We start from the raw sequence: 23,914 nt of genomic DNA on the forward strand, positions 1-23,914 counted from the left end.
CGCTTGGCACCTCGAACCGCTTGGCACCTCGAACCGCCTGGCACCTCGAACCCCTTGGCACGTCGAACAGGAACAACAGGAGTGACCCGTGGACCTTTCACGTAGAGGCTTCCTCCAGGCCGCCGTCCTCACCGCGGCCGCGTCCGGTCTCACCGTCGCATGCGGCGGATCGTCGGGATCGGGCGGCACCAAGAACGGCAAGGACCTCACCCTGTGGTACTGGGGTGGCGCGCTCAGCGACAAGGTGGTGGCCGAGGCGAAGACCCACTTCAGCAGCTCGGTCAAGCTGACCACCGCCTCCATCGGCGGCGACTTCAAGCAGAAGCTCACCACCACCCTCGCCGCGGGCAGCTCGGTGCCCGACATCACCGGCATCAAGGGCGAGGACATGGCGTCCTTCCTGCCCAACGCCTCCCGCTTCCTGGACCTGAACGACCTGGGCTTCAAGAAGATCGCCTCGCAGTACCTGGACTGGAAGACCAAGCTCGCCCAGACCAAGGACGGCAAGCAGATCGGCTTCCCGATCGACATCGGCCCCACCGCGCTCTTCTACCGCGAGGACCTGTTCGCCAAGGCCGGGGTGGCCACCGACCCCGCCAAGGTCGCCGAACTGGTCAAGACCTGGGAGGACTACTTCACGCTCGGCACCGAGCTGCAGAAGAAGAACCCCGGCACCTACCTGGTCAACAACATCGGCGCCGTCTTCACGGTCGTGGTCGGTCAGGGCACCCAGCGGTTCATCGACAAGGACAACCACTTCATCGGCGACCAGGACCACATCCGCGCCGCGTGGACCACGGCGGTCCGCCCGTACACGCTGGGCATCGACGCCAAGATCAACGACAACACCTGGAACGCGGCCATCGGCAAGAACCTGCTCACCGAACTCGGCGCGGCCTGGCACGCGCTGGACATCGAGCAGGCCGCCCCGGGGACCAAGGGCAAGTGGCGGGTCTGCGCGAACCCGGTCGGCCCGTCCAACCAGGGCGGTTCCTACCTGGCCCTGCCCCAGCAGTGCCGGAACCCCGAAGAGGCGTTCAAGATCATCAGCTGGATCCTCAGCCCCACCAACGACGCCCGCGGCTTCACCGACGCCGCCATCTTCCCCGCCGCCCCGGCCGCCTACGCCATGCCGGCGATGACGGGTCCCGACGCCTTCTTCGGCGGCCAGAAGATCATCGACGTGTTCGGCCCGGCCGCCAAGGCCATCCCGGACAGCTACGAGGCACCCGCGGACGCCGCCGTCATGGCCCCCTACATGACGGAGCTGACCAACATCGAGGCGAAGGGCAAGAAGCCCGACGACGCCTGGAAGGACGCGGTCAGCCAGGCCAAGCAGATCGCCCGGCGGCAGGGGGTGAGCTGAGGTGTCGTCCCCTCCGGTGACCGGTCCGGCCGCGGTGCCCGAACACCGCGGCGGGCCGGCCCCGGCCCGGTTCCGCCCGCGGCGCGCCGTGCCCGCGGGCCACACCCGGCCCCGGCGCCGCGGACCGCTGTCGTACTGGCGCCAGTACCTGGCGATCTCGCCGTTCTACCTGATCTTCATAGCGTTCTCGTTCTTCCCCGTCTTCTACTCGCTCTACCTGGCCTTCCAGCGCTGGGACGGCCTGGGCGACATGCAGTTCGTGGGCCTCCAGCAGTTCAAGTTCCTCTGGTCGGACCCGGTCTTCTGGCTGTCGATCCGCAACACCCTGGTGATCTGGGTGCTGTCGACCGTCCCGACTCTGTTCGGCGCCCTGGTGCTGGCGACGCTGCTGCACTCGGTGCGCCGCTTCAAGGGCTTCTACCGCATCGCCCTCTACGTTCCGAACGTCACCTCGATCGTGGCCGTGGCGATCTTCTTCGGCGCGGTGTTCAGCAACAACTTCGGTCTGGTCAACGCGATCCTGGGCACGGTCGGGATCTCGCCGGTGCCGTGGCTGAGCAACCCGTGGCTGATCAAGGTGGTCATCGCGCTGCTGATGACCTGGATGTGGACCGGCTACAACATGATCATCTACCTGGCCGGCCTCCAGGCGATCCCGACGTCGATCTACGAGGCCGCGAAGATGGACGGCGCCGGACCCGTCCGTACCTTCTTCCAGATCACCGTCCCGATCCTGCGGCCGATCATCCTGTTCACCGTCGTCATCTCGACCATCAACGGCCTGCAGAGCTTCAGCGAACCCCAGGTCCTGTTCGCCAACAACGCCGCCAACGCCAACCTCGGCGGTCCGGGCCAGGCCGGTCTGACCACCTTGCTGTACTTCTACCAGTCGGCCTTCCTCAACAACGACTACGGCTACGGCGCGGCCATCGTGTGGGCCTTCTTCGTACTGATCATCGTGCTGGTCGCCGTCAACTGGCGCATCACGCAGCGAGGGAGGAAGTCATGACGACCGCGGACACCACCCGGCCGGCCGCCGGGAAGCGCGGGCCGCGCCGCCCCAAGGGTCTCACCGCCCACATCCTGCTCATGCTGGCCGTCGTCCTCTCGGTCTTCCCGTTCCTGTGGACGATCGTCATGGCGACCAACACCACGCAGGACATCTACAAGAGCCCGCCGAAGTTCACCTTCGGCTCCCATCTGCTGGAGAACATCCGGCACGTGCTGAACACCATCGACTTCTTCGGGTCGATGCTGAACACGGTCGTCGTCGCCTGCGTCACCACCGTCCTGGTGCTGTTCGTGGACTCGCTGGCGGCCTTCGCCTTCGCCAAGTTCGACTTCCCCGGGCGCAAGGTGCTCTTCGGCACGCTGCTGCTGTTCATGATGCTGCCGCTGCAACTGGCGGTCCTGCCGCAGTTCATCCTGATGTCCAAGATCGGCTGGGTCGGCACCCTCCAGGCACTGGTCCCGCCCGCCCTCGCCAACGCCTTCGGCATCTTCTGGCTGCGCCAGTACATCGAGAACGGCGTACCCGACGAACTCCTCGACGCCGCCCGCATCGACGGCGCCGGGTTCTTCCGCCAGTACTGGAACATCGCGCTGCCGATGATCAGGCCGGCGCTGTCCTTCCTCGCCATCTACGCCTTCGTCGGCGCCTGGAACGACTACGTCTGGCCGCTGATCGTGCTCACCGACCCCGCCCATGTGACGCTCCAGGTGGAACTCGCCCAGCTCAACGTCGGCCACACCACCGACTACAGCATGGTCATGGCCGGGGTGCTGATGGCCGCGCTGCCGCTGGTCGTCGTCTTCGCGGTCTTCGCCCGCGGGTTCATCGCCGGGGCCACCGAGGGAGCGGTCCAGGGCACCTGAACCGGGATCACGACGGAAGGGGCGGGTGATGACGTACGACGCCGGTGCGGCGCGGTCCGGCCAGGGCCGGGTGCTGGTGGTGGGCATGGACGGACTGCGCTTCGACCGGCTGTCCCTCGCGCCGGTCACGGCGCCCGTGCTGCACGCGCTGATGGCGAAGGGCGCCCACGGCACCAGTCTGCTGCCGTACGGCGAGGCGGACGGCCAGGCCCCGGGCGGGCCGTCCACCAGCATGGCCTACACCGACTCCGGGCCCGGCTGGTCGAGCGTGCTGACCGGGGTGTGGCCCGACCGCCACGGAGTGACCGGCAACGACTTCACCGGCGCCGACTACACCCGTCACCCCGACTTCCTGAGCCGTGCCGTCACCGCCCGCCCCGGGCTGCGCGCCGCCGCCGTGGTGTCCTGGCCGGAGCTGGTCCGCCGCGGCACCCTCGGCACGGCCGTCGGACAACTCGTGCAGTACGACGGTGAGAGCGACGGCTACACCACAGCCGACCGCCTGGTCGCCGGTACCGCGGCGCGCCTGCTCACCGAGGACGCCCCGGACGTCCTGTTCGTGTACTTCGGCTCCACCGACGAGGCCGCGCACGCCACCGGTCCGTTCTCCGCCGCCTACGACGAAGCCCTCCGCGCCCAGGACGCCCATCTCGGGCGGCTCCTCGGCGCGCTCGACGCCCGCCCGGCCGAGGAGCGGTGGACCGTCCTCGTCACCACCGACCACGGTCATCTCGACACCGGCGGCCACGGCGGCGACACCCGCGCCGAACGGGAGGTCTTCGTCATCCTCGCCGAGCCCGAACCACCCGCCCGGCACCGCCTCGACTCACCCCGGCTCATCGACATCGCGCCCACCGTGCTGAACCGCCTCGGCATCCCCGCCGACCCCGCCTGGAACCTGCCGGGCCGCGTCCTGCCGCCGCCCGCACCGACTTCGGAATGGTCATGACCGACACGCATCCGCTGCCCGACACCCTGACGGCACTGCGCCCCTGGGAGGCACCCGAGGTGACCTCCTGGGGGCGGCTGCCCATGAACGCCGTCGACCGGCGCTCCGGAGCGCTCCCCCTGGACGGCGACTGGCGCTTCCAGTTGCTGCCGGCTCCGGACGCGCCGGTCGGCGGTGCGTGGTCGACGGCGCACGTGCCCGGCGCCTGGACCGTGCAGGACACCGACGACCTGCCGCAGTACACGAACGTGCGGACGCCGTTCCCCGAGTTCCCGCCGCACTCCCCCGCCGTGAACCCGACGGGGGTCTACGAGCGTGAGCTGGACGTCCCCGCCGAGTGGGCCGGACGCCGGATCGTGCTCCAGGTGGGCGCGGCCGAGAGCGTGCTCCTCGTGCACGTCGACGGACGGCCGGTCGGCGTCTCCAAGGACTCGCACCTGGCGGCCGAGTTCGACCTGACGGGTGCCGTCCGTCCCGGGGAGCGTTCGGTGCTGCGGCTGACCGTCGTCAAGTGGTCGGACGCCACGCACCTCGAGGACCAGGACCAGTGGTGGCACGGCGGGATCACCCGGTCGGTGCTGTTGTACGCGACCGACCCGCTCCGGCTCGCGGACGTCACCGTGCGGGCCCGGCGGGACGGCGTGCTGCGGGTGGACTGCCTCGTGCGCGACGCCGGCGGGGCCCTGCCCGACGGCTGGTACGTCACCGGCGACCTGGACGGCCGACCCCTCGCCCAGGACGCCGAGTTCGACCGGCTGAACACCGAGGACGACCGGGTCTCCGACTTCCTGGGCGAGGCCCGTATCAACGCCGTGGTGCCCGAGGTCCGCACCTGGAACGCGGAGGAGCCCGAACTGTACGGGCTGACCGTCCGGCTGCACCGCGCGGACGGCACGGTCGCCGACACGTCGTACCACCGCGTCGGCTTCCGGGACGTCGAGATCACCGGGCGGGACCTGCTGGTCAACGGCGAACGGGTGTTCGTCCGGGGCGTCAACCGGCACGACTTCCACCCGCTGACCGGACGCACGGTGTCGTACGACGACATGCGGGCCGACCTCGTGGTGCTGAAGCGGTTCGGGTTCAACGCGATCCGCACCTCGCACTACCCGAACGACCCGGCGCTGTACGACCTCGCCGACGAACTGGGTTTCTACGTGGTGGACGAGGCGGACATCGAGTCCCACGACCACGCGCACGAGATCGCGGACGACCCGCGCTACCTGAACGCCTTCGTGGACCGGGTCTCACGGATGGTGCTGCGCGACAAGAACCACCCCTCGGTCATCATCTGGTCGCTGGGCAACGAGTCCGACTACGGCGCCAACCACGACGCGGCGGCGGGCTGGGTACGGCGGCACGACCCGACCCGGCCGGTCCAGTACGAGGGCGCCGCCAAGCGCGGCTGGGCCGACCCGGACGTGGCCTCCGACATCGCCTGCCCGATGTACGCGCCGCTGGAGGACTGCGTGGCGCACGCGCTGTCCGGGGAGCAGACGAAGCCGCTGATCCAGTGCGAGTACTCGCACGCGATGGGGAACAGCAACGGCACGCTCGCCGACCACTGGGCCGCCATCGAGTCCACTCCAGGGCTTCAGGGCGGGTTCATCTGGGAGTTCTGGGACCACGGAATCCTCCAGCGGGTGAGCGACGGAAGACCGGCCGGGCGCACGGGCGCCGGACTGTATGACAACGGTGTCGCCGCGCCCGGCCACCGCTGGGCGTACGGCGGCGACTTCGGCGAGAGCCCGCACGACGGGGCGTTCGTCGCGGACGGGATCGTCTTCCCCGACCGCACCCCCAAGCCCGCGATGTACGAGCACCGGGAGATCGCCGCGCCGGTCCGCATCCGGTGCTTCCGGCACGAGGGCGTCGTGCTCGCCAACCACCAGCACTTCCGCGGTCTGGACTGGCTGACGGGCACCTGGGAGCTGGCGCTGGCCGACGGCCGTACCCTGACCGGCCCGGCGGAACTCCCGGCGCTGCGGCCGGGCGAGACGGCGGCCGTACCGCTGCCGTTCGCGGTGCCGGCGGACGGCGGGGAGGCCTGGCTGACGCTGCGGGTCACGGTCGCCGAGGACCAGGCGTGGGCGCCGGCCGGCACGGAGGTGTGCGCCCCGGGGATCAGGATCCGGGCGGCGGACGCGCCGGGGAAGCCGGTGCCGACGGGTCCCGCCGTCGAGGTGGACGGCGAGGGCCTGTTGCGGCATCCGCTGCTCACGGCCGCGCCGACGCTCTCCCTGTGGCGGGCGCCCACCGACAACGACGAACTCGGCGGCATGGCACCGCGCTGGCGGGCCTGGGGACTTGACCGGCTGGTACGCAAGGTGGTCTCGGTCCGCCGGGACGGCGACCTGGTGACGGTGGTCGCGGAGTACGCCGGCACCGTGGGGGTGGTACGGCACCGGCAGGAGTTCACACCGGTCGAGGGCGGCATCCTGGTCGAGGAGTCGGCCGAGCTGCCCGCGGAGTTCGACGACGTGGCGCGGGTCGGCTCGGTCTTCGAGACGGTGGCCGGGCTCGACGTGCTGGACTGGTTCGGTCAGGGTCCCTGGGAGTCGTACCCCGACCGCGCCGCCGGCGCCCCCGTCGGCCACCACCGGCTGCCGGTGGACGCGCTGTTCACCCCGTACCTGCGGCCCCAGGAGAGCGGCGGCCGGCACGGCGTACGGCGGTTCACGCTGTCGGCACCGGACGCCACCGGACTCGCGGTCGAGCTGGACGAACCCCGCCAGGTCTCCGTCAGCCGCTACCGCGCCGAGGACCTCACCGCCGTCACGCACCACGACGAACTCGTGCCGCGGGCCGGCTGCGTGGTCCACCTCGACGCCGCGCACCGGGGCCTGGGCACGGCCTCGTGCGGTCCCGACACCTTCCCCTCCTACCTCGTCGCACCGGGCATCCACCGCTGGAGCTGGACCCTGCGCGCCCTCTGAGATCCCCCCACGCCCCTCCCCGACACTTCTGATTGCTCACGGAGCACACGTGTGTACGTCGCATGACCATGCCCAGGGCGAGGCCGCGCAGGCCGGAGCCGGACGACGCAACTTCCTGAGGGCCACCGCGCTGCTCGGTGCCGCCGCCACCGCCGGGGTCGCGCTGCCGGCCGTCGCGGACGCCGCCGAGGCGTCCGCCGGCGCCGGCCGGCGGCCCGACCCCGAGAGCCGTCGCTTCACCCTCGCGGTGATGCCCGACACCCAGTACCTCTTCGACGGGCCCAGCATCGACGCGGCGCCGGTCGAGGCGTCGCTGCGCTACCTGCTGGACCAGGCCGAGGAGGACAACATCGTCTTCCTGTCCCACCTGGGCGACCTGACCCAGAACGGGGCCGTCGAGGAGTTCACCGCGATCAGCGAGGCGTTCGGGATCCTCGACCGGCGCGGGGTCGGCTACAGCGTGCTGGCCGGCAACCACGACATCAAGTCGTCCACGGACGACCAGCGTGGCGCGTCGCCCTACCTGGACACGTTCGGCCCGCAGCGGTTCAGGGGCAGGCCGACGTTCGGCGGGGCCTCCCCCGACGGCTACAACACCTACCACCTGTTCCGGGCGGCCGGGCGCGAGTGGCTGGTGCTGGCGCTGGACTGGCGGCTGTCGGCGAAGGGCTACGCCTGGGCCAGGGACGTCACCGCCGCCCACCCGAGGACGCCGGTCGTCCTCACCACGCACGAACTCGTCGTGGACGACTCCACGTTGTCCTCGTACGGGCAGCAGCTGTGGGACCAGCTGGTCGACGAGCACGACCAGATCTTCCTCACCCTGAACGGCCACTACTGGCCCGCCGGCCGCGCCACCCGCAGGAACGCGGCGGGCAACGAGGTGCACCTGCACCTGACGAACTACCAGAACCGGTACTTCGGCGGCGCGGCGATGATCCGCCTCTACCACTTCGACCTGGACCGGAACGTCATCGACGTGGAGACGGTCTCGCCGTGGATCCTCGGCCGGGCCAGGAAGGGCCTGAACGAGCTGGAGCGGCAGGAGATCGAACTCAGCGGTGACGCCGACCGGTTCTCCGTGGACATCGACTTCGCGGACCGCTTCGCCGGCTTCGACCCGGTGCCCGCCCGCACGGCCCGGCCCGCGTCGCAGCTGCTGGTCCGGGGCACGGCCGCCTACTGGCGGTTCGACACGGCGGTCTCCGGCACGGTCCGCGACCAGTCCGGCAACGGCAACGACCTCACCGTGGTCACGGTGGGCGGCGGCACCCTCGGCTGGTCGGCGGACCACCACCCGGACCAGCCGGGCCACGGCAGCCTGGAGTTCACCGGGTACAAGTCGCCGCTGACGGGCGCCTATCTCCAGACGGTCCCCGGCGCCCCGATCAACTCGGCCACGTTCGAGGACGGTTACACCATCGAGGCGTTCTTCCGTCTGCCCGCCGACTGGGACCCCGGCCACAACGCGTGGGCCGGTGTCGTCAGCCGCCGGGGCACCGGGGGCGCCGCCGGCAAGACCGGCGACGACCCGGACGAGCCGGTGGCCACCCTCTCGCTGTCCAACGACCGTGAGCCGCAGTGGGCGATGCGCCCGCTCAACCAGGAGGGCATCGCCACCAACTGGGGCCAGGAGACACCGCTGGAGACCTGGTGCCACCTCGCCGTCGTCAACGACGGCAGGCACACGACCCTGTACGTCGACGGCTGCCCGGTCGTGCGCAACCCGAAGGCCGCCGCGGTGGGCATCACCACGGTCGGCGAGCCCTGGCTGCTCGGCGGCTACACCTACGCCGACAAGATCGACCAGATCCTCCACGGCCGCCTCGGCGACGTCCGGATCGTCTCCCGGGCGCTGCCCGTGTCCTCCTTCATGACCCAGTCAACTACCCGGCGCTGAAGCACCGGGCTTGCACAACGGGAGCCACTGGCTGTAGCGCTGCGTTTGCGTCCAGCCCCACCCCGCTGGTGCGGTGGTGGGGCAGGGACCGTTGACGGGGCCCCGCGTCGCCACAACACCGACGCGCGCTGCTACGTCCGGCTGCGCGGCAGCGACGGCAAGCGGGGCGGCACGGGCTACCTCGGCGCCTCGGTCGACCCGTACGGCCCGATCCCGCACGAGCCGGGCAACGGTGACCCGTGGGCGGACACCTGGTTCTACTCGAACCCGATCTTCGTGGGCGTGGTGAACTGAGCGCTCCGTTCGGCTGCGGGCCGGTGGGGGCTGATCGCGCAGTTCCCCGCGCCCCTGACGGGGCGCGTTGTCAGCGCCCACCGGCCCAGCCCCTACGCGTAGAACCGCGAAAGGCTCTGCAGCACAGCCGCGGGCTTGGTCCCGCCCTCGATCTCGATCGTCCCGTCGACGGCGATCTGCACCCCGCCCGGCACGTCCTCGACCTCCGCGAGCCGGGCGGCCAGCCGAATGCGCGAGCCGACCTTCACCGGCGACGGGAAACGCACCTTGTTCAGGCCGTAGTTGACCTTCGTGGTGACGCCCTGGACGTCCAGCAGTTCGGTGAACAGCGGGATGAACAACGACAGGGTGAGGTAGCCGTGGGCGATGGGGGCGCCGAAGGGGCCCTCGGCCGCCCGCTCGGGGTCGACGTGGATCCACTGGTGGTCGCCGGTCGCGTCGGCGAAGGTGTCGATGCGTTCCTGGGTGACCTCGATCCAGTCACTGGTGCCCAGGTCGCCGCCGGCGAGCTTCTTCAGTTCGTCGAGGCCGTTGACGGTGACGCTCATGTCGCTTTCCTTACTCACGAGTTGGTGCCGTAGCGCTTGCGCACCCGGGACTTGAGGAGCTTTCCGGAGGCGGTGCGCGGGAGTTCGTCCGCGAGCACCACCGATTTGGGGAGCTTGTACTTGGCCAGCCGGCCGGACAGCGAGGCCAGCACCTCGTCGGGGTCGAGGCGGGCGCCCTCGCGGGGGACCACCACCGCGCGCGGCACCTCGCCCCACTTGTCGTCCGGCACCCCGATGACCGCGCACTCCACGATGTCGGGGTGGGCGAGGAGCAGGTCCTCGATCTCGGCCGGGTAGATGTTCTCCCCGCCCGAGATGATCATGTCCTTGAGGCGGTCCACGATGAAGACGTAACCGTCCTCGTCGACCCGGGCCGCGTCCCCGCTGCGGAACCAGCCGTCCGCGAAGGAGGCCGCCGTCTCCTCCGGCAGCCCCCAGTAGCCGGACATGACATGCGGGCCGCGGACCACGACCTCGCCGGGCTCGCCGACGTCCACCGGGGTCAGGTCGGGCCGTACCACCCGTACGTCGCTGAAGAAGTGCGGCACGCCCGCCGAGCCCGCCTTGCCGATCGCGTGCTCGGCGTCGAGGAAGAGGGTGCCGGGCGAGGCCTCCGTCATGCCGTAGCCCTGGAGGAAGGTCAGGCCCCGCTCCTGGTACGCGGCGATCAGCGGGGTGGGGACCGGTGAGCCGCCGCAGGTGAGGATGCGCAGGGAGGAGAGGTCGGCGTGCGGCCAGCGCGGCTGGCGGGCCACCTGGTCGAACATGGTCGGCACCCCGAACATGAAGGTGATCCGGTGGTGTTCGATGAGGTCCAGGGTGGCCGCCGGGTCGAAGGACTCCACCAGCACGCAGGTGCCGCCCTTCAGGAGGACCGGCAGGGTGAGCATGTTGAGGCCCGCCGTGTGGAACAACGGGGCGGATACCAGGGCGCGTTCGTCGGCGATCAGATCGGTGTCCACCAGGACGTTGAGCGCGTTCCAGGTCAGGTTCCCGTGGCTGAGCATCGCGCCCTTGGGACGGCCGGTCGTACCCGAGGTGTACATGATGACGCAGGTGTCGTCGGGGGCGACCGGCTCGTCGATCGGGTCGTCGGCCGCCGTCGCCAGCAACTCCTCGTACTCGGCGCCGACTTCCACGTACGTCCGGACGTCGCTGCTGCCGGGGAGCCCGGCGACCAGACCGGCGTGCGAGGGGCCGTACAGCAGCGCCTTGGCGCCGGAGTCGGAGAGCTGGTAGGCGATCTCGGGGCCCGCCAGGCGGGTGTTGAGCGGGACGAAGACCGCGCCGAGGGTGCCGGCCGCGAACAGCGTCTCCAGGTAGGCGGGGTGGTTGGGGCCGAGGTAGGCGATGCGGTCGCCGCGGCGGACGCCCCGGGCGCGCAGGGCGTGGGCGAGGCGGGTGGTGCGGTCGTGCAGGGTGCGGTAGTCGGCCGTGCGGCCGTCGTGCACCAGCGCCGTACGGTGCGGGGTCTTGCGGGCCCGGCGCGCGGGCCACGAACCCAGTCCCTCGTTGCGCATCTGCGGCCCCTTATGGCTTGGTCAGCCCGAGCAGACGGGCGGCGTTCTCCTTGAGGATCTTCGGCCGGACCTCGTCCTTGATCGGCAGCTTCGCGAAGTCGGCGAGCCACCGGTCCGGGGTGAGGACGGGGAAGTCGGAGCCGAACAGGACCTTGTCCTTGAGCAGCGTGTTGGCGTACTGCATCAGCTGCGGCGGGAAGTACTTCGGCGACCAGCCGGACAGGTCGATGTGCACGCCCGGCTTGTGGGTGGCGACGGCGAGGGCCTCGTCCTGCCAGGGGAAGGACGGGTGCGCCAGGATGATCTTCAGGTGCGGGAAGTCGGCGGCCACGTCGTCCACGTGCAGCGGGTTCGAGTACTTCAGGCGGATGCCGCCGCCGCCCGGGACGCCGGCGCCGATGCCGGTCTGGCCGGTGTGGAAGAGGGCGATGGTGCCGGTCTCCTCGATGACCTCGTAGAGGCCGTAGGCCACCGCGCGGTCGTTCGGGAAGAAGCCCTGGATGCTGGGGTGGAACTTGAAGCCCTTCACCCCGTACTCCTCGACCAGGCGCCGGGCCTGCCGGATGCCGGCCTTGCCGCGGAAGGGGTCGACGGAGGCGAAGGGGATCAGCACGTCGGAGTTGGCGGCCGCGGCTTCCGCGACCTCCTCGTTGGGCACCGGTGCGGTACCGGTCGCGGACTCGGCGTCCACCGTGAAGATCACGGCGGCCATGTTCCGCTCGCGGTAGTGGGCGGCGGTCTCCTCGAGCGTCGGCTTCCGCTTGCCCTCGACCTTGAAGTAGGCGGAGGAGGCGTCGTGCAGGTCGTCGTCGAGGGAGGAGTGGCCGCGGGAGGAGACCTCGGCGTGGGTGTGGACGTCGATCGCGGTGAGTGCCTCGATGTCCATCACGCCTCCGGCAGCTTGGGCGCGGGGATGCCCACGGTCTGGAGTTCGGCGCCGACCGAGGTGGGGAAGGCGTCGGCCAGGGTGTCCGGGGTCCAGCCGCCGTCGGCGTAGGCCGCCCGCACCTCCTGGGGGTGCGACCAGAGTGCCACCTTGTCACCGCCGATGCCGATGGCCTGACCCGTGATCCCCCGGGCGGCCGCGGAGGCGAGGAAGGGGACGAGGGCGGCGCAGTCCTCGGGGGTGCCGAAGCCCTCGCCCTTGCGCAGGAAGTCCGGAAGCGGCTCGCCGTTCTTCATCGCCTCGACGTAGGGGGCGAAGGCGGGGATGGTCTCGGTCATCGCGGTGGCGGCCACCGGGACGATCGCGTTGACCGTGATGCCCGCCCGGCCCAGCTCCATCGACCAGGTACGGGCCATGGCGGCGATGCCGGCCTTGGCGGCGGCGTAGTTGGTCTGGCCGAAGTTGCCGCGCTGCCCGGCCGGGGAGCCGACCAGGATCAGCGTGCCGCCCTCGCCCTGCTCGCGCATCCGGACGGCGGCGGCGCGGGCGCAGGTGAAGGTGCCCTTGAGGTGGGTGGTGACGACGGCGTCGAAGTCGTCGTCGGTCATCTTCCAGAGCACCTTGTCGCGCAGGATGCCCGCGTTGGTGACCAGCACGTCCAGGCGGCCGAACTCCTCGACGGCCCGGTTCACGAGCCGGTCGGCGGCCTCGGCGGTGCCGACCGGGACCACCTCGGCGACGGCGGTGCCGCCGGCCTCGGCGATGGACTTCACGGCCTGTGCGGCGACGGCCTCGTCCACGTCGTTGACGACCACGGAGGCCCCGTGGGCGGCGAGGGCATGGGCGTAGGCGAGGCCGAGTCCCCGGCCGCTGCCGGTGACGACGGCGGCCTTGCCGGTGAGATCGATGGTGGGCACGGCTGGTCCCTTCACGTGGGTCGCATGGGTGCGGCTGCGAGATCGAAGCTAAAAGCAATAATTGTTGACGTCAATAGTTGTTGCCTACCCACGGGTGCGTCATGCTGGAATGCGTGCCACCGACCGCCCCGCCGCCGGGGCCCGTACCAGGGAGCCCGCCATCGCCCGCCAGCAGACCGAGAACCCGTCCCCCATCGACGCCGACGAGCCGTGGATGCGCGGGCTGCACGCGGACACGGGGTACCTGCTGTACCGCCTGGGCCTGCGCTCGGGCCAGGCCTTCAACACGTTCCTTCAGGAGTCGGGCGTACGGCTGCGCCACTACGCGGTACTGCGCTACCTCGCCACCTCCGAGGGCGCCCTCCAGCGGGAGCTGAGCACCCGGCTCGGCTACGACCCGAGCGCGATCGTCGGCCTGGTCGACGACCTGGAGAAGCAGGACCTCGCCGAGCGGCGCCCCTCCCCCGACGACCGGCGCAGCCGGATCGTCGTCCTCACCGAGCGGGGCCGGACCTTCCTGCGCGACACCGACGAGGCCGGTCTGCGCGTGACGAACGACCTACTGGCCCCGCTCGATCCCGCCGAGCGGGAGACCCTGCACGCCCTGCTGCTGCGCGTCGCCGACCGGCCATGACCGACGGCGGCCGCTCCGCGCCCGACCGGCTGCTGGCGGTCCTGGCCGCGTTCGACCACGCGCATCCCGCGCTGAGCCTGACCGACGTCAGCCGCCGGGCCGGGCTCTCCCTGACCACCGCGCACCGGCTGGTCGGCGCGCTCACCGCGTGGGGTGCGCTGGAACGGGACACGGACGGCCTCTACCACGTGGGGCTGCGCCTGTGGGAGCTGGCCGCCCTGGCACCCCGGGGTCTCGCACTGCGCCAGGTCGCGCTGCCGTACCTGGAGGACCTGTACGAAGCGACCCACGAGAACGTCCAGTTGGCGGTGCGGGACGGTACCGAGGTCGTCTACATCGAGTGGCTGTCGGGGCGTTCGGCGGTGGGTGTGCACATCCGGGTGGGCGCCCGCTGGCCGCTGCACGCGACGGGCGTGGGGCTGGCGCTGCTCGCGCACGAGACCCCGGCCTTCCAACAGGACTACTGCGCCGGGCCGTTGGCCGCGTTCACGCCGTACACGATCACGGATCCGGTCCGGCTGCGCCGCTCGCTCGCCGAAGTACGGCGCACCGGGGTGGCGGTGAGCAGCCGTCAGGTCACCGACGACGCGCTGTCGGTGGCGGCCGCGGTGCGCGGGACGACGGGCCAGGTGGCCGCGGCCGTCTCGGTGGTGGTGCCCCAGTCCGACGCCCAGGTACCGGCCCTGGTCCCGGCGGTACGACTGGCGGCCCGCGGCATCTCCCGGGCCCTGGGCTGGCAGCCGGAACACCCCACCCAGACCGCCTGACCGAGCGGGCCGACCCGCCGGACGCACCAGGCCACCGGACGGACCAGGCCACCGGAGGGACCAGGCCATCGGACAGGCCGCACCACCGCGCAGGCCAAGCCGCCGGACGGACGGGCCGCCGGACAAGCCGCACCACCGCGCAGGCCAAGCCGCCGGACGGACGGGCCGCCGGACAAGCCGCACCACCGCGCAGGCCAAGCCGCCGGACGGACGGGCCGCCGGACAGGCCGCACCACCGCGCAGGCCAAGCCGCCGGACGGACGAGCCGCCGGACCGGGTGAACCGCGGGACCGGCCGGGCCGGTGTTCCGTGTCAGGGGAGCAGGGCCGCTCGCAGGCGTCGGTCGCGGGGTGCCGGTTTGCGGTCCAGGCGGGCGTCCAGCAGGCGCCGGGCCGCGTCGCAGCGGCCGTCCGCGACGAGCGCATACAGCAGCGTCTCCTCGACCACCTCTCGCTGGGCCGCGCTGCCGCCCACCCTGGCCAGCACCGGCAGCAGGGCGTCGAGCCCCCGGGCCGCCTCGTGGAACCGCTCCTCGACCAGTGCCGCGAACGCCTCGCACAGCGGTGCGATCACCTCCCGCTGCACCGGATCGGCGCCGGCCGCGTGGTCCCGGAGCCGGTGCAGCGCGGGCAGGTCCCCGGCGGCCGTGAGGGCGACGGCGACGTGCAGGGCGGTGAACGCGGTGGCGGGCCGCTCCAGCACCTCACGGGCCACCGAGTCGAGCACGTCCGCCGTCGGCAGGTCGCCGTCCCAGCTGTCGCTGAGCCGGGCCCGCCACAGCAGCGACCCGGAGTCCACCAGCGCCCGCACCCCGCGTACCCGGCCCGGCGCCAGCTGGGTGAACCAGCGGCGGCGCACGGCACCCGGATCGTCGAGGGCGAGTTCGTGCAGGGCGATGTGCCAGGAGAAGTGCGCCCGGTGCACCGCGCCCCGGCCGCGCCCGGACACCCAGCCGTCGAGCCAGTCCCGGCCCGCCTCGTGCGCCCCGGACTCGTAGTGGACGTGGGCGAGGGCGTGCACCGCGTGCCCGGAGGCCGGCTCGGCGGCCAGCGCGCGGTGCGCCAGCTCCCCCGCCTCGTGCAGCCGGCCCTGCTCCTGGCGCAGGAAGGCCAGCAGCGAGGTGTGGAACCAGTGTCCGTCGTAGGCGGGCGAGGTCAGTTCGAGCAGCCGCAGGGCGTCGGCGTCCTGGAGGTCGCTCACCCCGGAGAACGCGATGGTGGGCACGGCTGCGGCGAGCGCCAGAGCGTCCCCCGGATGCTCCCGCAGGTGCCGTACGAGGGCCTGGTCCCCGTCGTCACCGGTCACCCGGCGTGTCACCACGGCCACGAAGGACCGCTCGCGTTCGTCGGCGCGTTCGCGGGCCGCGCGCTGGGCGTCGGCGAGGGCGCGGGGCACGTCGACGGCGGCGGCGCACTCGTGGCCGAGCAGGGCCAGGGCCGCGTGGCCGAGGGCGAACCCGGGGTCCAGGGCGACCGCGCGGGCGAACGCCTCCTCGGCGCCGGCGCGCACCTTGAGGACCCGGTCGAGACCGCCGCGGTAGGCGGCGGCCGCCTCGGCACGGGTCGACAGGGGCTGTCCGTTGCCGTCCAGGGGACGCCGTCCGGGCCGCCGGCGCACCGGCTCGGGCGGCAGGATCCGCTGCGCCAGCTCGGCCGCCTGGACCCGGATCTCGGGGATCGCGGTGGTCTCCCACAGCTCGCCCCGGCGCGGCGCCCCGAGCGTGAACAGGGGCAGCCCGGTCCGGCCGCGGGCGTCGAGGAGCCGGCCGTCCCGGGTGGCCGCGCCCATGCCGAGCGGGCCGGGGACGGCCGTACCGGAGCCGAACAGCCGCTGCCACAGCGGGTCGTCGAGGCGGCGGCCGGGTCCGGTGCAGTCGACGACCCAACCGACGTGCAGCACATGGCCGTTGGACAGTTCGACCGCGAGCGTGCCGGTTTCGGTCGCGGTCACGCGGGTGACCGTGCCGGTGTGGACGTGCAGGCGGCGGGCGGTGCGGGCGCGGGAGACGTGTTCGGCGGTGGCGGGGGCCATCCGGTGCCGGTGGGTGTTCCACAGGGCACCCTCACGGGCCAGGAACTCCTCGCGCTCCTCGGGGGTGAGGCTGCGCCACAGCCGGGCGGTGTGCGGGCGGAGGCTGTCCAGGGCGGGACGCCAGTCGCCGTGGGTGCGCACGGAACGGCTCACATGGCGCCAGACCGCGCGGCGCAGCCGGCCCAGCGAGGTGTCGTCGAGGTGGTCCGGTGCGGGCATCGCTCCGGCCGGGCCGAGGGCGTGCGGCTGGGGCAGCAGTCCGCTGCGGGACAGGGCGTGCAGGGTGCGGCCGGGACGGTCGAGGGTGAGGGCGAGGTCGACCGCGGTCAGGCCGGTGCCGACCAGCAGGATGTCCTCCGGGCTGTCCCGTACGGGGTCCAGGGCGCCCGGGGTCCACGGGGCGGCGACGAAGCGGGGCGAGGTGCGCAGGGCGGGCGGCGCCCATCCTGCGGTGGTACCGGCGGGGCCGGTGGCCAGGACCGCGCCGTCCGCCGTCAGGGGTCCCCCGGTGGCGAGGCGGAGTTCCACCCGGCCGTCGGGGGTGCCGGTACAGCTTTCCGCCCGGGTGCGCAGCCGGCGTACCGCGACCGTGCCGTGGGCGCGGACCATGGCCTGGCCGAGGGTGTCGGCGAGGTAGGCGCCGTAGCGGTAGCGGGTGGCGAAGTCGGCGCCGGTGACGGCGGGTTCGCCGTGCCGGCAGAGCCAGCGGACGAAGTGGCCGGGGTCGTCCGGATAGGCGCTCATGTTCCCGGCGGGCACGTTGAGGCGGTGCCGGGGGTCGCGGGTGGCGTAGGCCGCGCCCCGGCCCGCCTCCGGGGCCGGGTCGACGAGGACGAGGTCCAGCGGAGTCCGGCGGCGGTGTGCGGTCTCGCAGAGCTGGACGGCGGTGAGGGTGCCCGCCGCTCCCGCTCCCACGATGGCCACGCTCTGCCGCTTGCGGACGTCGGTCACGGAATACCTCCGGCGGGTCGGCGAACTGCTTCTCTACTGTTCCGATCGGGTAGGTGGGGAAGCCATCCCGGGAGGGGGGAACTCACCGGAAACTCAGGCCGCCGGTCGGGCGTTCATACTCTGTTCACGAACGCCGCCGGGGACAACCCGGGTTCCGGCCGACTCGCCCTCATCGGAATCTCAGGGACCACCCCCGTGATTCAAAGGCGCCACCCATACAACGAGCGCAGGATGCCCTGGCACAGGTGGACAAGTCAGGAAGGCGTGTCGTGGGCGTCCAGCACATATCGAACGGGTCCGGACGGCAGTCGGGGAAGTGGTCCCGGCGCGGGATCCTCGCCGCGCTGGGCGCGGTGCCCGCGGGCGCGGCTCTGGCCGGATGCAGTTCGTCGGCGGACGCCTCGGCCGGCGCGCCCGGCAAGGGTGCCACGGCCTCGGTGAAGTCCGCGACGAAGAAGGCCACGATCACGGTCGCACCGGTCTCGGGCACCACGAAGGCCGACTTCACCAGCCCCGTCTCGGTCACGGTGACCGACGGCACGCTGGCCTCCGTGACGGTCACGGGCAACGACGGCTCGACGCTGGCGGGCACCTTCGACGACGCGCGGACGAAGTGGACGTCGTCGAGGAACCCGTACTCCGGCACCAAGTACACGGTGACCGCGAAGGCGAAGGGGGCGGCCGACGAGACGGTGGCGACCTTCACCACGAAGTCCCCCGGCGAGACGTTCGTCGGCTACTTCACGCCCGAGGCGAACTCGACGTCCGGGGTCGGCATGCCGGTGTCGATCAACTTCACGCACGCGGTGACGGACCGGGCGGCTGTGCAGAAGGCGATCACCGTGACCGCCGAGCCGGCGGTGGAGGTGGTCGGGCACTGGTTCAGCGACACCCGGCTCGACTTCCGCCCCGAGACGTACTGGGCGTCCGGCACGAAGATCACGCTAAGCCTGCGACTGAAGGACGTGGAGAGCTCGGACGGCGTCTACGGGGTGCAGTCGAAGGACGTGACCTTCCACATCGGCCGGGAGCAGATCAGCACGGTCGACCTGGCCACCAAGAAGATGGTGGTGAAGCGGGACGGCGCCACCCACGCCACCTACCCGGTCTCCGGCGGCAACGCCCAGCACACCACCTGGTCCGGGATCATGGTCATCAGCGAGCGGTTCAAGCAGACCCGGATGGAGTCCTCCACGGTCGGCCTCGGCGACGAGTACGACATCTCCGACGTCCCGCACGCCCAGCGCCTGACCACGTCCGGCACCTTCGTGCACGGCAACTACTGGGCGTCCACGTCGGTCTTCGGCAGCCAGAACACCAGCCACGGCTGTGTCGGCCTGCACGACGCCAAGGGCGCGAACGACTCCTCGGTCGCGGGCTACAAGTTCTACGAGAGCTCGATGCTCGGCGACGTGGTGATCGTCAAGAACTCCGGCGAGAAGACCGTCGAGGCGTCCAACGGCCTCAACGGCTGGAACCTCTCCTGGGCGGACTGGAAGGCGGGCAGCGCCGTCTAGCGAACGGCCGGCGCGGTCCAGCGAGCGGCCGGCTTCAAAGCGTGAACTCCGTTGAGAAACAGGGTGATTCTTTGTTTTAACTCTTGACGGCCGCAGGCACGGAGAGCACATTGGGCCCACTTTGAGAGCGCTCTCAGATCATGACGGCGCTCTCGGAGACCCACCCGCGCACCCCCCTCCGTACCCGAGAGGCACCCCCATGAGCGAAACCTCCGGTATACCTCCCGCGGACCACAGACGGCGCCGCTCGGTCCGCCGCGCCCTGCTCGCCGCCCTGGCCACCGTAGGCCTGGCGGTCACGGCCGCCACCGCCGGCACCCTCCCCGCCAGCGCCTCGGCGCCCAGCGTGCCGTCCGGCTGGAGCCAGGTCTTCCTCGACGACTTCAACGGCACCGCCGGGACCGAGGTCAACACCTCCAACTGGCAGTACGACACCGGGACCTCGTATCCCGGCGGGGCCGCCAACTGGGGCACCGGCGAGGTCGAGACGATGACCTCGTCCACCACCAACGTCGCCCTCGACGGCAGCGGCAACCTGAAGATCACCCCCGTCCGGGACTCGTCCGGGAACTGGACCTCGGGCCGGATCGAGACCACTCGTACCGACTTCCAGCCCCCGGCCGGCGGCAAGCTGCGCGTCGAGGCGCGGATCCAGATGCCGAACGTCACCGGGACCGCCGCCTACGGCTACTGGCCGGCGTTCTGGATGCTGGGCGCCCCCTACCGGGGCAACTACCAGAACTGGCCGAGCGTCGGCGAGCTGGACATCATGGAGAACGTGCAGGGCCTGAACAAGGTCTGGGCGACCATGCACTGCGGCACCAACCCGGGCGGCCCCTGCAACGAGACGACGGGCCTGGGCAATTCGACCGCCTGCCCCGGCACCACCTGTCAGTCCGGCTTCCACACCTACACCATGGAGTGGGACCGCTCGGTGAGCCCCGAGGCCATCCGCTTCTCCGTGGACGGCGTCAACTACCAGACGGTGACGGCCAGTCAGGTCGACGCCACGACCTGGGCGAACGCCACCAACCACGGCTTCTTCGTCATCCTCAACGTGGCGATGGGCGGCGGCTTCCCGGACGCGTTCGGCGGCGGACCCACCAGCGCCACCGAGTCCGGCCACCCGATGGTCGTGGACTACGTCCAGGTGCTGTCGGCCAGTGGGAGCGGTACCACCACCCCGCCCACCGGCAACCGTGACGCGTACAGCCCGATCCAGGCCGAGTCGTACGACAGCCAGTCCGGCGTCACCGCCGAGACCACCACCGACACCGGCGGTGGCCAGGACCTCGGCTACATCGCCAACGGCGACTGGGCGCTGTACAAGGGCGTCAACTTCGGCTCCACCGCGGCCACCCAGTTCTACGCCCGGGTGGCGAGCGGCGCGGCGGCCGGGGTGAGCGGCCTGGTCCAGGTCCGGCTGGACAGTCCCTCGAACTCCCCCGTCGGCAGCTTCGCGGTGGCCGGCACCGGGGGCTGGCAGACCTGGACGACGGTCCCGGCGAACATCAGCGCGGTGACCGGGACGCACGACGTGTATCTGACCTTCAGCAGCGGCCAGTCGGCGGACTTCGTCAATCTGAACTGGTTCGACTTCGGGCACTGACCCGTACGTCGGGCACTGACCCGTACGTCGGGCACACGGCGGCGCCGGGACCTCCCCGGCGCCGCCTTCGTGTCAGCGCAGTTCCGTCCGGAAGGCCACCGGCGTCTGACCGGTGTGCAGCTGGAAGAACTTGGAGAAGTTCGCGGCGTCCGGGAAGCCGACGGCCGCGCCGACCCGGCCGATCGGAAGGTCCGTGTGGGCGAGGAGGCGTTTGGCCTCCAGCACGACCCGCTTGTCGATGAAGCCCTTCGGGGTCTCCCCGGTCGCGGCGCGGACCGCGCGGACCAGGGTGCGGCGGGAGTAACCGAGCGCGTCGGCATAGGCGCTGACGCTGTGGTTGGCGGCGAAGTCCCTCTCCACCGCGTCCCTGAAAAGAGTGAACGTCGTGTCGGACTGGCGGCGGGCCGCCTCCGCCGAGCTGGCCGCGAGATGGGCGAGGCGCAGCAGCAGCGCGGTGAGGGAGTGCCGCAGCACCGAGGTGTGCAGGCTCAGGGGGAGGGTCTCGGTGTCCTCGTACTCGCGTCGCAGGTTGGCCAGCGACGCCTGGAGCGCGGCGAGCCGGGGTGCGTCGGGGCGCAGCAGGGGCGGCAGGTCGTACCGGTAGAGGCCGGTCGCCTCCACGGTCGCCCTCGGCAGGAAACCGGGCTGCATGGTCAGCACGGTTCCGCGGTACTCGCAGGTCCGCGAGAAGCGGTGCACCTGTCCGGGGCGGATCCAGAGCAGGTCGCCGGCCCGGGCCTCGTACTCGGCGAAGTCGATCATGTGTCGGACGGGGCCCTCGGTGAAGAGCATGACCACGTGGAACTCGATGCGGTGAACGCGCTCCAGCGGGGCATCCGCGTGCCACAGGCGCTCGGTCCCCATCGGGCCGACCTGTATGCCGACACCGCCGACGCTCAGATCCACCGGGAAGGGGAAGGTTCTGATTCCGTCACCGTCGCCTGCCGCGCCGGGCGTTCTGTCCGCCATGTCCTTCTCGTGCCGTCCCTGTCGAAGATCCGTGTCCCACTTTCACCACAGGCTGACACACCCCGACCTTCCTTCCCAAAAGTCAGACTTTTACTTTTGAACGCGTCAGGCCAGCCAGAACGCTTCGAACGAGGACTTCTTGAAGATGAGCACGCAGACAGCAGACGGGTTCGAGTGGACCGACCTGGACCGGCGTGCCGTGGACACCGCCCGCCTCCTCGCGGCCGACGCCGTGCAGCAGGTCGGCAACGGACACCCCGGCACCGCGATGAGCCTGGCCCCGGCCGCGTACACGATCTTTCAGAAGGTGATGCGCCATGACCCGGCCGATCCGGAGTGGACCGGCCGCGACCGCTTCGTGCTCTCCCCCGGCCACACCTCGCTGACGCTCTACACCCAGCTGTTCCTCGCCGGGTACGAGCTGGAGCTGGACGACCTCAAGGCGTTCCGCACGCACGGGTCGAAGACCCCCGGTCACCCCGAGTACGGACACACCGCGGGCGTCGAGACCACCACCGGACCGCTCGGCCAGGGCGTCGCCAACGCCGTGGGCATGGCGATGGCCGCCCGCTACGAGCGCGGCCTCTTCGACCCGGAGGCACCCGAGGGCGCCTCCCCCTTCGACCACACGATCTGGGCGATCGTCTCCGACGGCGACCTGGAGGAGGGCGTCTCCGCCGAGGCCTCCTCGCTGGCCGGCCACCAGAGGCTCGGCAACCTCGTCTTCGTCTACGACGACAACCACATCTCCATCGAGGGCGACACCGCGACCGCCTTCTCCGAGGACGTGCTGAAGCGGTACGAGGCCTACGGCTGGCACACCCAGCGCGTCGAGCCCACCGCGGAGGGCGACGTCGACCCGCGGGCCCTGTACACCGCCCTGAAGGCGGCGCAGGCCGAGACCGGCCGGCCGTCCATCATCGCGATGCGCACGATCATCGCCTGGCCCGCCCCGAACGCGCGGAACACGGAGGCCTCCCACGGCTCCGCGCTCGGCGCCGAGGAGATCGCCGCCACCAAGCGCCTGCTCGGGTTCGACCCGGAGCAGTCCTTCCAGGTCGACGCCGAGGTGCTGGCCCACGCCCGCCGGGCCCTGGACCGGGGTGCCGAGGCGCACGCGGCCTGGGACAAGCGGATCGCCGAGTGGCGCACCGCGCGGCCGGAGCAGGCCGCGCTCTTCGACCGCGTCGTGGCCGGTCAGCTCCCCGAGGGCTGGGAGTCCGAGCTGCCCGTCTTCGAGGAGGGCAAGGCGGTCGCCACCCGGGCCGCCTCCGGCAAGGTCCTCCAGGCGCTCGGCGCGGTGCTGCCCGAGCTGTGGGGCGGTTCGGCCGACCTCGCGGGCTCCAACAACACCACCATCGACAAGACCTCCTCCTTCCTGCCCGAGGGCAACCCGCTGCCCGAGGCGAACCCGTACGGCCGAACCGTCCACTTCGGCATCCGCGAGTTCTCGATGGCCGCCGAGATGAACGGCATCGCCCTGCACGGCAACACCCGGATCTACGGGGGCACCTTCCTGGTGTTCTCCGACTACATGCGCAACGCGGTCCGCATGTCGGCGCTGATGCAGCTCCCGGTGACCTACGTCTGGACGCACGACTCCATCGGGCTCGGCGAGGACGGTCCGACCCACCAGCCGGTCGAGCACCTGGCCGCGCTGCGCGCCATCCCGGGCCTGAACGTCGTCCGCCCGGCCGACGCCAACGAGACCGCGACGGCCTGGGCCGAGATCCTGAAGAGGCACGCCACGCACCCGGCCCCGCACGGGCTCGCGCTGACCCGCCAGGGCGTGCCGACGTACGCGCCGAACCCGGACGCGGCCAAGGGCGGCTATGTGCTGCGCGAGTCGTCGACCGAGACCCCGGAGGTGGTCCTGATCGCCACCGGTTCCGAGGTGCACCTGGCCGTCGCGGCCCGCGACCTCCTGGAGGCCGAGGGGACCGGCACCCGCGTGGTGTCGATGCCGTCCGTGGAGTGGTTCGAGGAGCAGTCCCGCGAGTACCGCGACAGCGTGCTGCCGCCGGCCGTGCGCGCGCGGGTCGCCGTCGAGGCCGGGATCGGCCTGACCTGGTACCGGTTCGTCGGCGACGCGGGGCGGATCGTCTCGCTCGAGCACTTCGGTGCCTCCGCCGACGCCGGGACCCTGTTCGCCGAGTTCGGCTTCACCCCCGAGAACGTGGCGGCCGCGGCCCGCGAGTCCCTGGCCGCCGCCCGCACCGCCTGATCGACCAGCCAAGAACAGTTC

At 71.6% G+C, this 23,914-nt stretch carries 17 protein-coding genes and 1 pseudogene; 12 read left to right on the forward strand and 6 right to left on the reverse strand.

Annotated features, from left to right (window positions below; translation table 11 throughout):
* Positions 1 to 88: 88 nt before the first annotated feature.
* The 7 genes and pseudogenes from MB828_RS00825 to MB828_RS00855 form a co-directional block, all read left to right on the forward strand.
* Positions 89 to 1,366 carry an ABC transporter substrate-binding protein gene (locus MB828_RS00825; RefSeq protein WP_301646481.1) on the forward strand — a complete coding sequence of 426 codons (1,278 nt, stop codon included), beginning with the start codon at positions 89 to 91 and terminating at the stop codon, positions 1,364 to 1,366.
* An 88-nt stretch (positions 1,367 to 1,454) separates the two neighbouring features.
* A complete protein-coding gene (locus MB828_RS00830) occupies positions 1,455 to 2,375 on the forward strand; it encodes a carbohydrate ABC transporter permease (protein WP_301646681.1) in 921 nt (306 codons plus the stop codon).
* A complete protein-coding gene (locus tag MB828_RS00835; protein WP_133028491.1) occupies positions 2,372 to 3,241 on the forward strand; it encodes a carbohydrate ABC transporter permease in 870 nt (289 codons plus the stop codon). The genes MB828_RS00830 and MB828_RS00835 overlap by 4 nt, the downstream gene beginning before the upstream one ends.
* A 28-nt stretch (positions 3,242 to 3,269) precedes the next feature.
* A complete protein-coding gene (locus tag MB828_RS00840) occupies positions 3,270 to 4,190 on the forward strand; it encodes an alkaline phosphatase family protein (protein WP_301646482.1) in 921 nt (306 codons plus the stop codon).
* Positions 4,187 to 7,126, forward strand: a complete 2,940-nt coding sequence (locus MB828_RS00845) for a glycoside hydrolase family 2 TIM barrel-domain containing protein (protein WP_301646483.1) — start codon at positions 4,187 to 4,189, stop codon at positions 7,124 to 7,126. The genes MB828_RS00840 and MB828_RS00845 overlap by 4 nt, the downstream gene beginning before the upstream one ends.
* Positions 7,127 to 7,175: 49 nt before the next feature.
* Positions 7,176 to 9,026, forward strand: coding sequence for a LamG-like jellyroll fold domain-containing protein (locus MB828_RS00850; RefSeq protein ID WP_301646484.1), 1,851 nt, complete (start codon positions 7,176 to 7,178; stop codon positions 9,024 to 9,026).
* Positions 9,027 to 9,146: 120 nt separating this feature from the next.
* Positions 9,147 to 9,320 (forward strand): annotated as a pseudogene (locus tag MB828_RS00855) (histidinol-phosphatase); the annotation flags it as partial.
* 92 nt (positions 9,321 to 9,412) lie between these two features.
* On the opposite strand, the gene MB828_RS00860 reads toward MB828_RS00855, so the two are convergent.
* From MB828_RS00860 to MB828_RS00875, 4 genes are read right to left on the reverse strand one after another with little or no spacing between them, the layout of a single operon-like run.
* Entirely contained in the window at positions 9,413 to 9,868 is a 456-nt protein-coding gene (locus tag MB828_RS00860) for a MaoC family dehydratase (RefSeq protein ID WP_301646485.1), read from the reverse strand.
* A gap of 14 nt (positions 9,869 to 9,882) precedes the next feature.
* On the reverse strand, positions 9,883 to 11,388 hold the full coding sequence (locus MB828_RS00865; protein ID WP_301646486.1) for an acyl-CoA synthetase: 1,506 nt from the start codon (positions 11,386 to 11,388) through the stop codon (positions 9,883 to 9,885).
* Between the two features lie 10 nt (positions 11,389 to 11,398).
* Entirely contained in the window at positions 11,399 to 12,274 is an 876-nt protein-coding gene (locus tag MB828_RS00870) for an amidohydrolase family protein (RefSeq protein ID WP_301646487.1), read from the reverse strand.
* Positions 12,274 to 13,191 carry an SDR family NAD(P)-dependent oxidoreductase gene (locus tag MB828_RS00875; protein ID WP_301646488.1) on the reverse strand — a complete coding sequence of 306 codons (918 nt, stop codon included), beginning with the start codon at positions 13,189 to 13,191 and terminating at the stop codon, positions 12,274 to 12,276. Before MB828_RS00875 ends, MB828_RS00870 begins: the two co-directional genes overlap by 1 nt.
* A 214-nt stretch (positions 13,192 to 13,405) precedes the next feature.
* On the opposite strand from MB828_RS00875, the gene MB828_RS00880 reads away from it, so the two are divergent.
* Both MB828_RS00880 and MB828_RS00885 read left to right on the forward strand, forming a co-directional pair.
* On the forward strand, positions 13,406 to 13,825 hold the full coding sequence (locus MB828_RS00880) for a MarR family winged helix-turn-helix transcriptional regulator (RefSeq protein ID WP_046728547.1): 420 nt from the start codon (positions 13,406 to 13,408) through the stop codon (positions 13,823 to 13,825).
* A complete protein-coding gene (locus MB828_RS00885) occupies positions 13,822 to 14,592 on the forward strand; it encodes an IclR family transcriptional regulator (RefSeq protein ID WP_301646489.1) in 771 nt (256 codons plus the stop codon). Before MB828_RS00880 ends, MB828_RS00885 begins: the two co-directional genes overlap by 4 nt.
* Positions 14,593 to 14,904: 312 nt before the next feature.
* Here the strand turns inward: MB828_RS00885 and MB828_RS00890 are convergent, their stop codons facing one another.
* Positions 14,905 to 17,574, reverse strand: a complete 2,670-nt coding sequence (locus MB828_RS00890) for an FAD/NAD(P)-binding protein (protein ID WP_301646490.1) — start codon at positions 17,572 to 17,574, stop codon at positions 14,905 to 14,907.
* 269 nt (positions 17,575 to 17,843) lie between these two features.
* Here MB828_RS00890 and MB828_RS00895 point away from each other — a divergent pair, with 269 nt between their 5' ends.
* Positions 17,844 to 19,091 (forward strand): L,D-transpeptidase, encoded by a 1,248-nt coding sequence (locus tag MB828_RS00895; protein ID WP_301646491.1) that lies wholly within the window; start codon positions 17,844 to 17,846, stop codon positions 19,089 to 19,091.
* A 199-nt stretch (positions 19,092 to 19,290) separates the two neighbouring features.
* Positions 19,291 to 20,700: a glycoside hydrolase family 16 protein gene (locus MB828_RS00900; RefSeq protein WP_301646492.1), complete on the forward strand. Its 1,410-nt coding sequence runs from the start codon at positions 19,291 to 19,293 to the stop codon at positions 20,698 to 20,700.
* 72 nt (positions 20,701 to 20,772) lie between these two features.
* Here the strand turns inward: MB828_RS00900 and MB828_RS00905 are convergent, their stop codons facing one another.
* Positions 20,773 to 21,669 carry a helix-turn-helix transcriptional regulator gene (locus tag MB828_RS00905; RefSeq protein WP_133028480.1) on the reverse strand — a complete coding sequence of 299 codons (897 nt, stop codon included), beginning with the start codon at positions 21,667 to 21,669 and terminating at the stop codon, positions 20,773 to 20,775.
* A 145-nt stretch (positions 21,670 to 21,814) separates the two neighbouring features.
* Here MB828_RS00905 and tkt point away from each other — a divergent pair, with 145 nt between their 5' ends.
* Positions 21,815 to 23,893 carry a transketolase gene (gene tkt / locus MB828_RS00910; protein WP_301646493.1) on the forward strand — a complete coding sequence of 693 codons (2,079 nt, stop codon included), beginning with the start codon at positions 21,815 to 21,817 and terminating at the stop codon, positions 23,891 to 23,893.
* The last annotated feature ends 21 nt before the right edge of the window (positions 23,894 to 23,914 follow it).

Source organism: Streptomyces arenae, from assembly GCF_022343545.1.
GTDB lineage: Bacteria > Actinomycetota > Actinomycetes > Streptomycetales > Streptomycetaceae > Streptomyces > Streptomyces humi.

Coding starts and splice junctions, on each gene's coding strand:
- MB828_RS00835 (WP_133028491.1), top strand. CDS start 2,372: ATGACGACCGCGGACACCACCCGGCCGGCCGCCGGGAAGCGCGGGCCG.
- MB828_RS00840 (WP_301646482.1), top strand. CDS start 3,270: ATGACGTACGACGCCGGTGCGGCGCGGTCCGGCCAGGGCCGGGTGCTG.
- MB828_RS00845 (WP_301646483.1), top strand. CDS start 4,187: ATGACCGACACGCATCCGCTGCCCGACACCCTGACGGCACTGCGCCCC.
- MB828_RS00860 (WP_301646485.1), bottom strand. CDS start 9,868: ATGAGCGTCACCGTCAACGGCCTCGACGAACTGAAGAAGCTCGCCGGC.
- MB828_RS00865 (WP_301646486.1), bottom strand. CDS start 11,388: ATGCGCAACGAGGGACTGGGTTCGTGGCCCGCGCGCCGGGCCCGCAAG.
- MB828_RS00870 (WP_301646487.1), bottom strand. CDS start 12,274: ATGGACATCGAGGCACTCACCGCGATCGACGTCCACACCCACGCCGAG.
- MB828_RS00880 (WP_046728547.1), top strand. CDS start 13,406: ATGCGCGGGCTGCACGCGGACACGGGGTACCTGCTGTACCGCCTGGGC.
- MB828_RS00885 (WP_301646489.1), top strand. CDS start 13,822: ATGACCGACGGCGGCCGCTCCGCGCCCGACCGGCTGCTGGCGGTCCTG.
- MB828_RS00900 (WP_301646492.1), top strand. CDS start 19,291: ATGAGCGAAACCTCCGGTATACCTCCCGCGGACCACAGACGGCGCCGC.
- MB828_RS00905 (WP_133028480.1), bottom strand. CDS start 21,669: ATGGCGGACAGAACGCCCGGCGCGGCAGGCGACGGTGACGGAATCAGA.
- tkt (WP_301646493.1), top strand. CDS start 21,815: ATGAGCACGCAGACAGCAGACGGGTTCGAGTGGACCGACCTGGACCGG.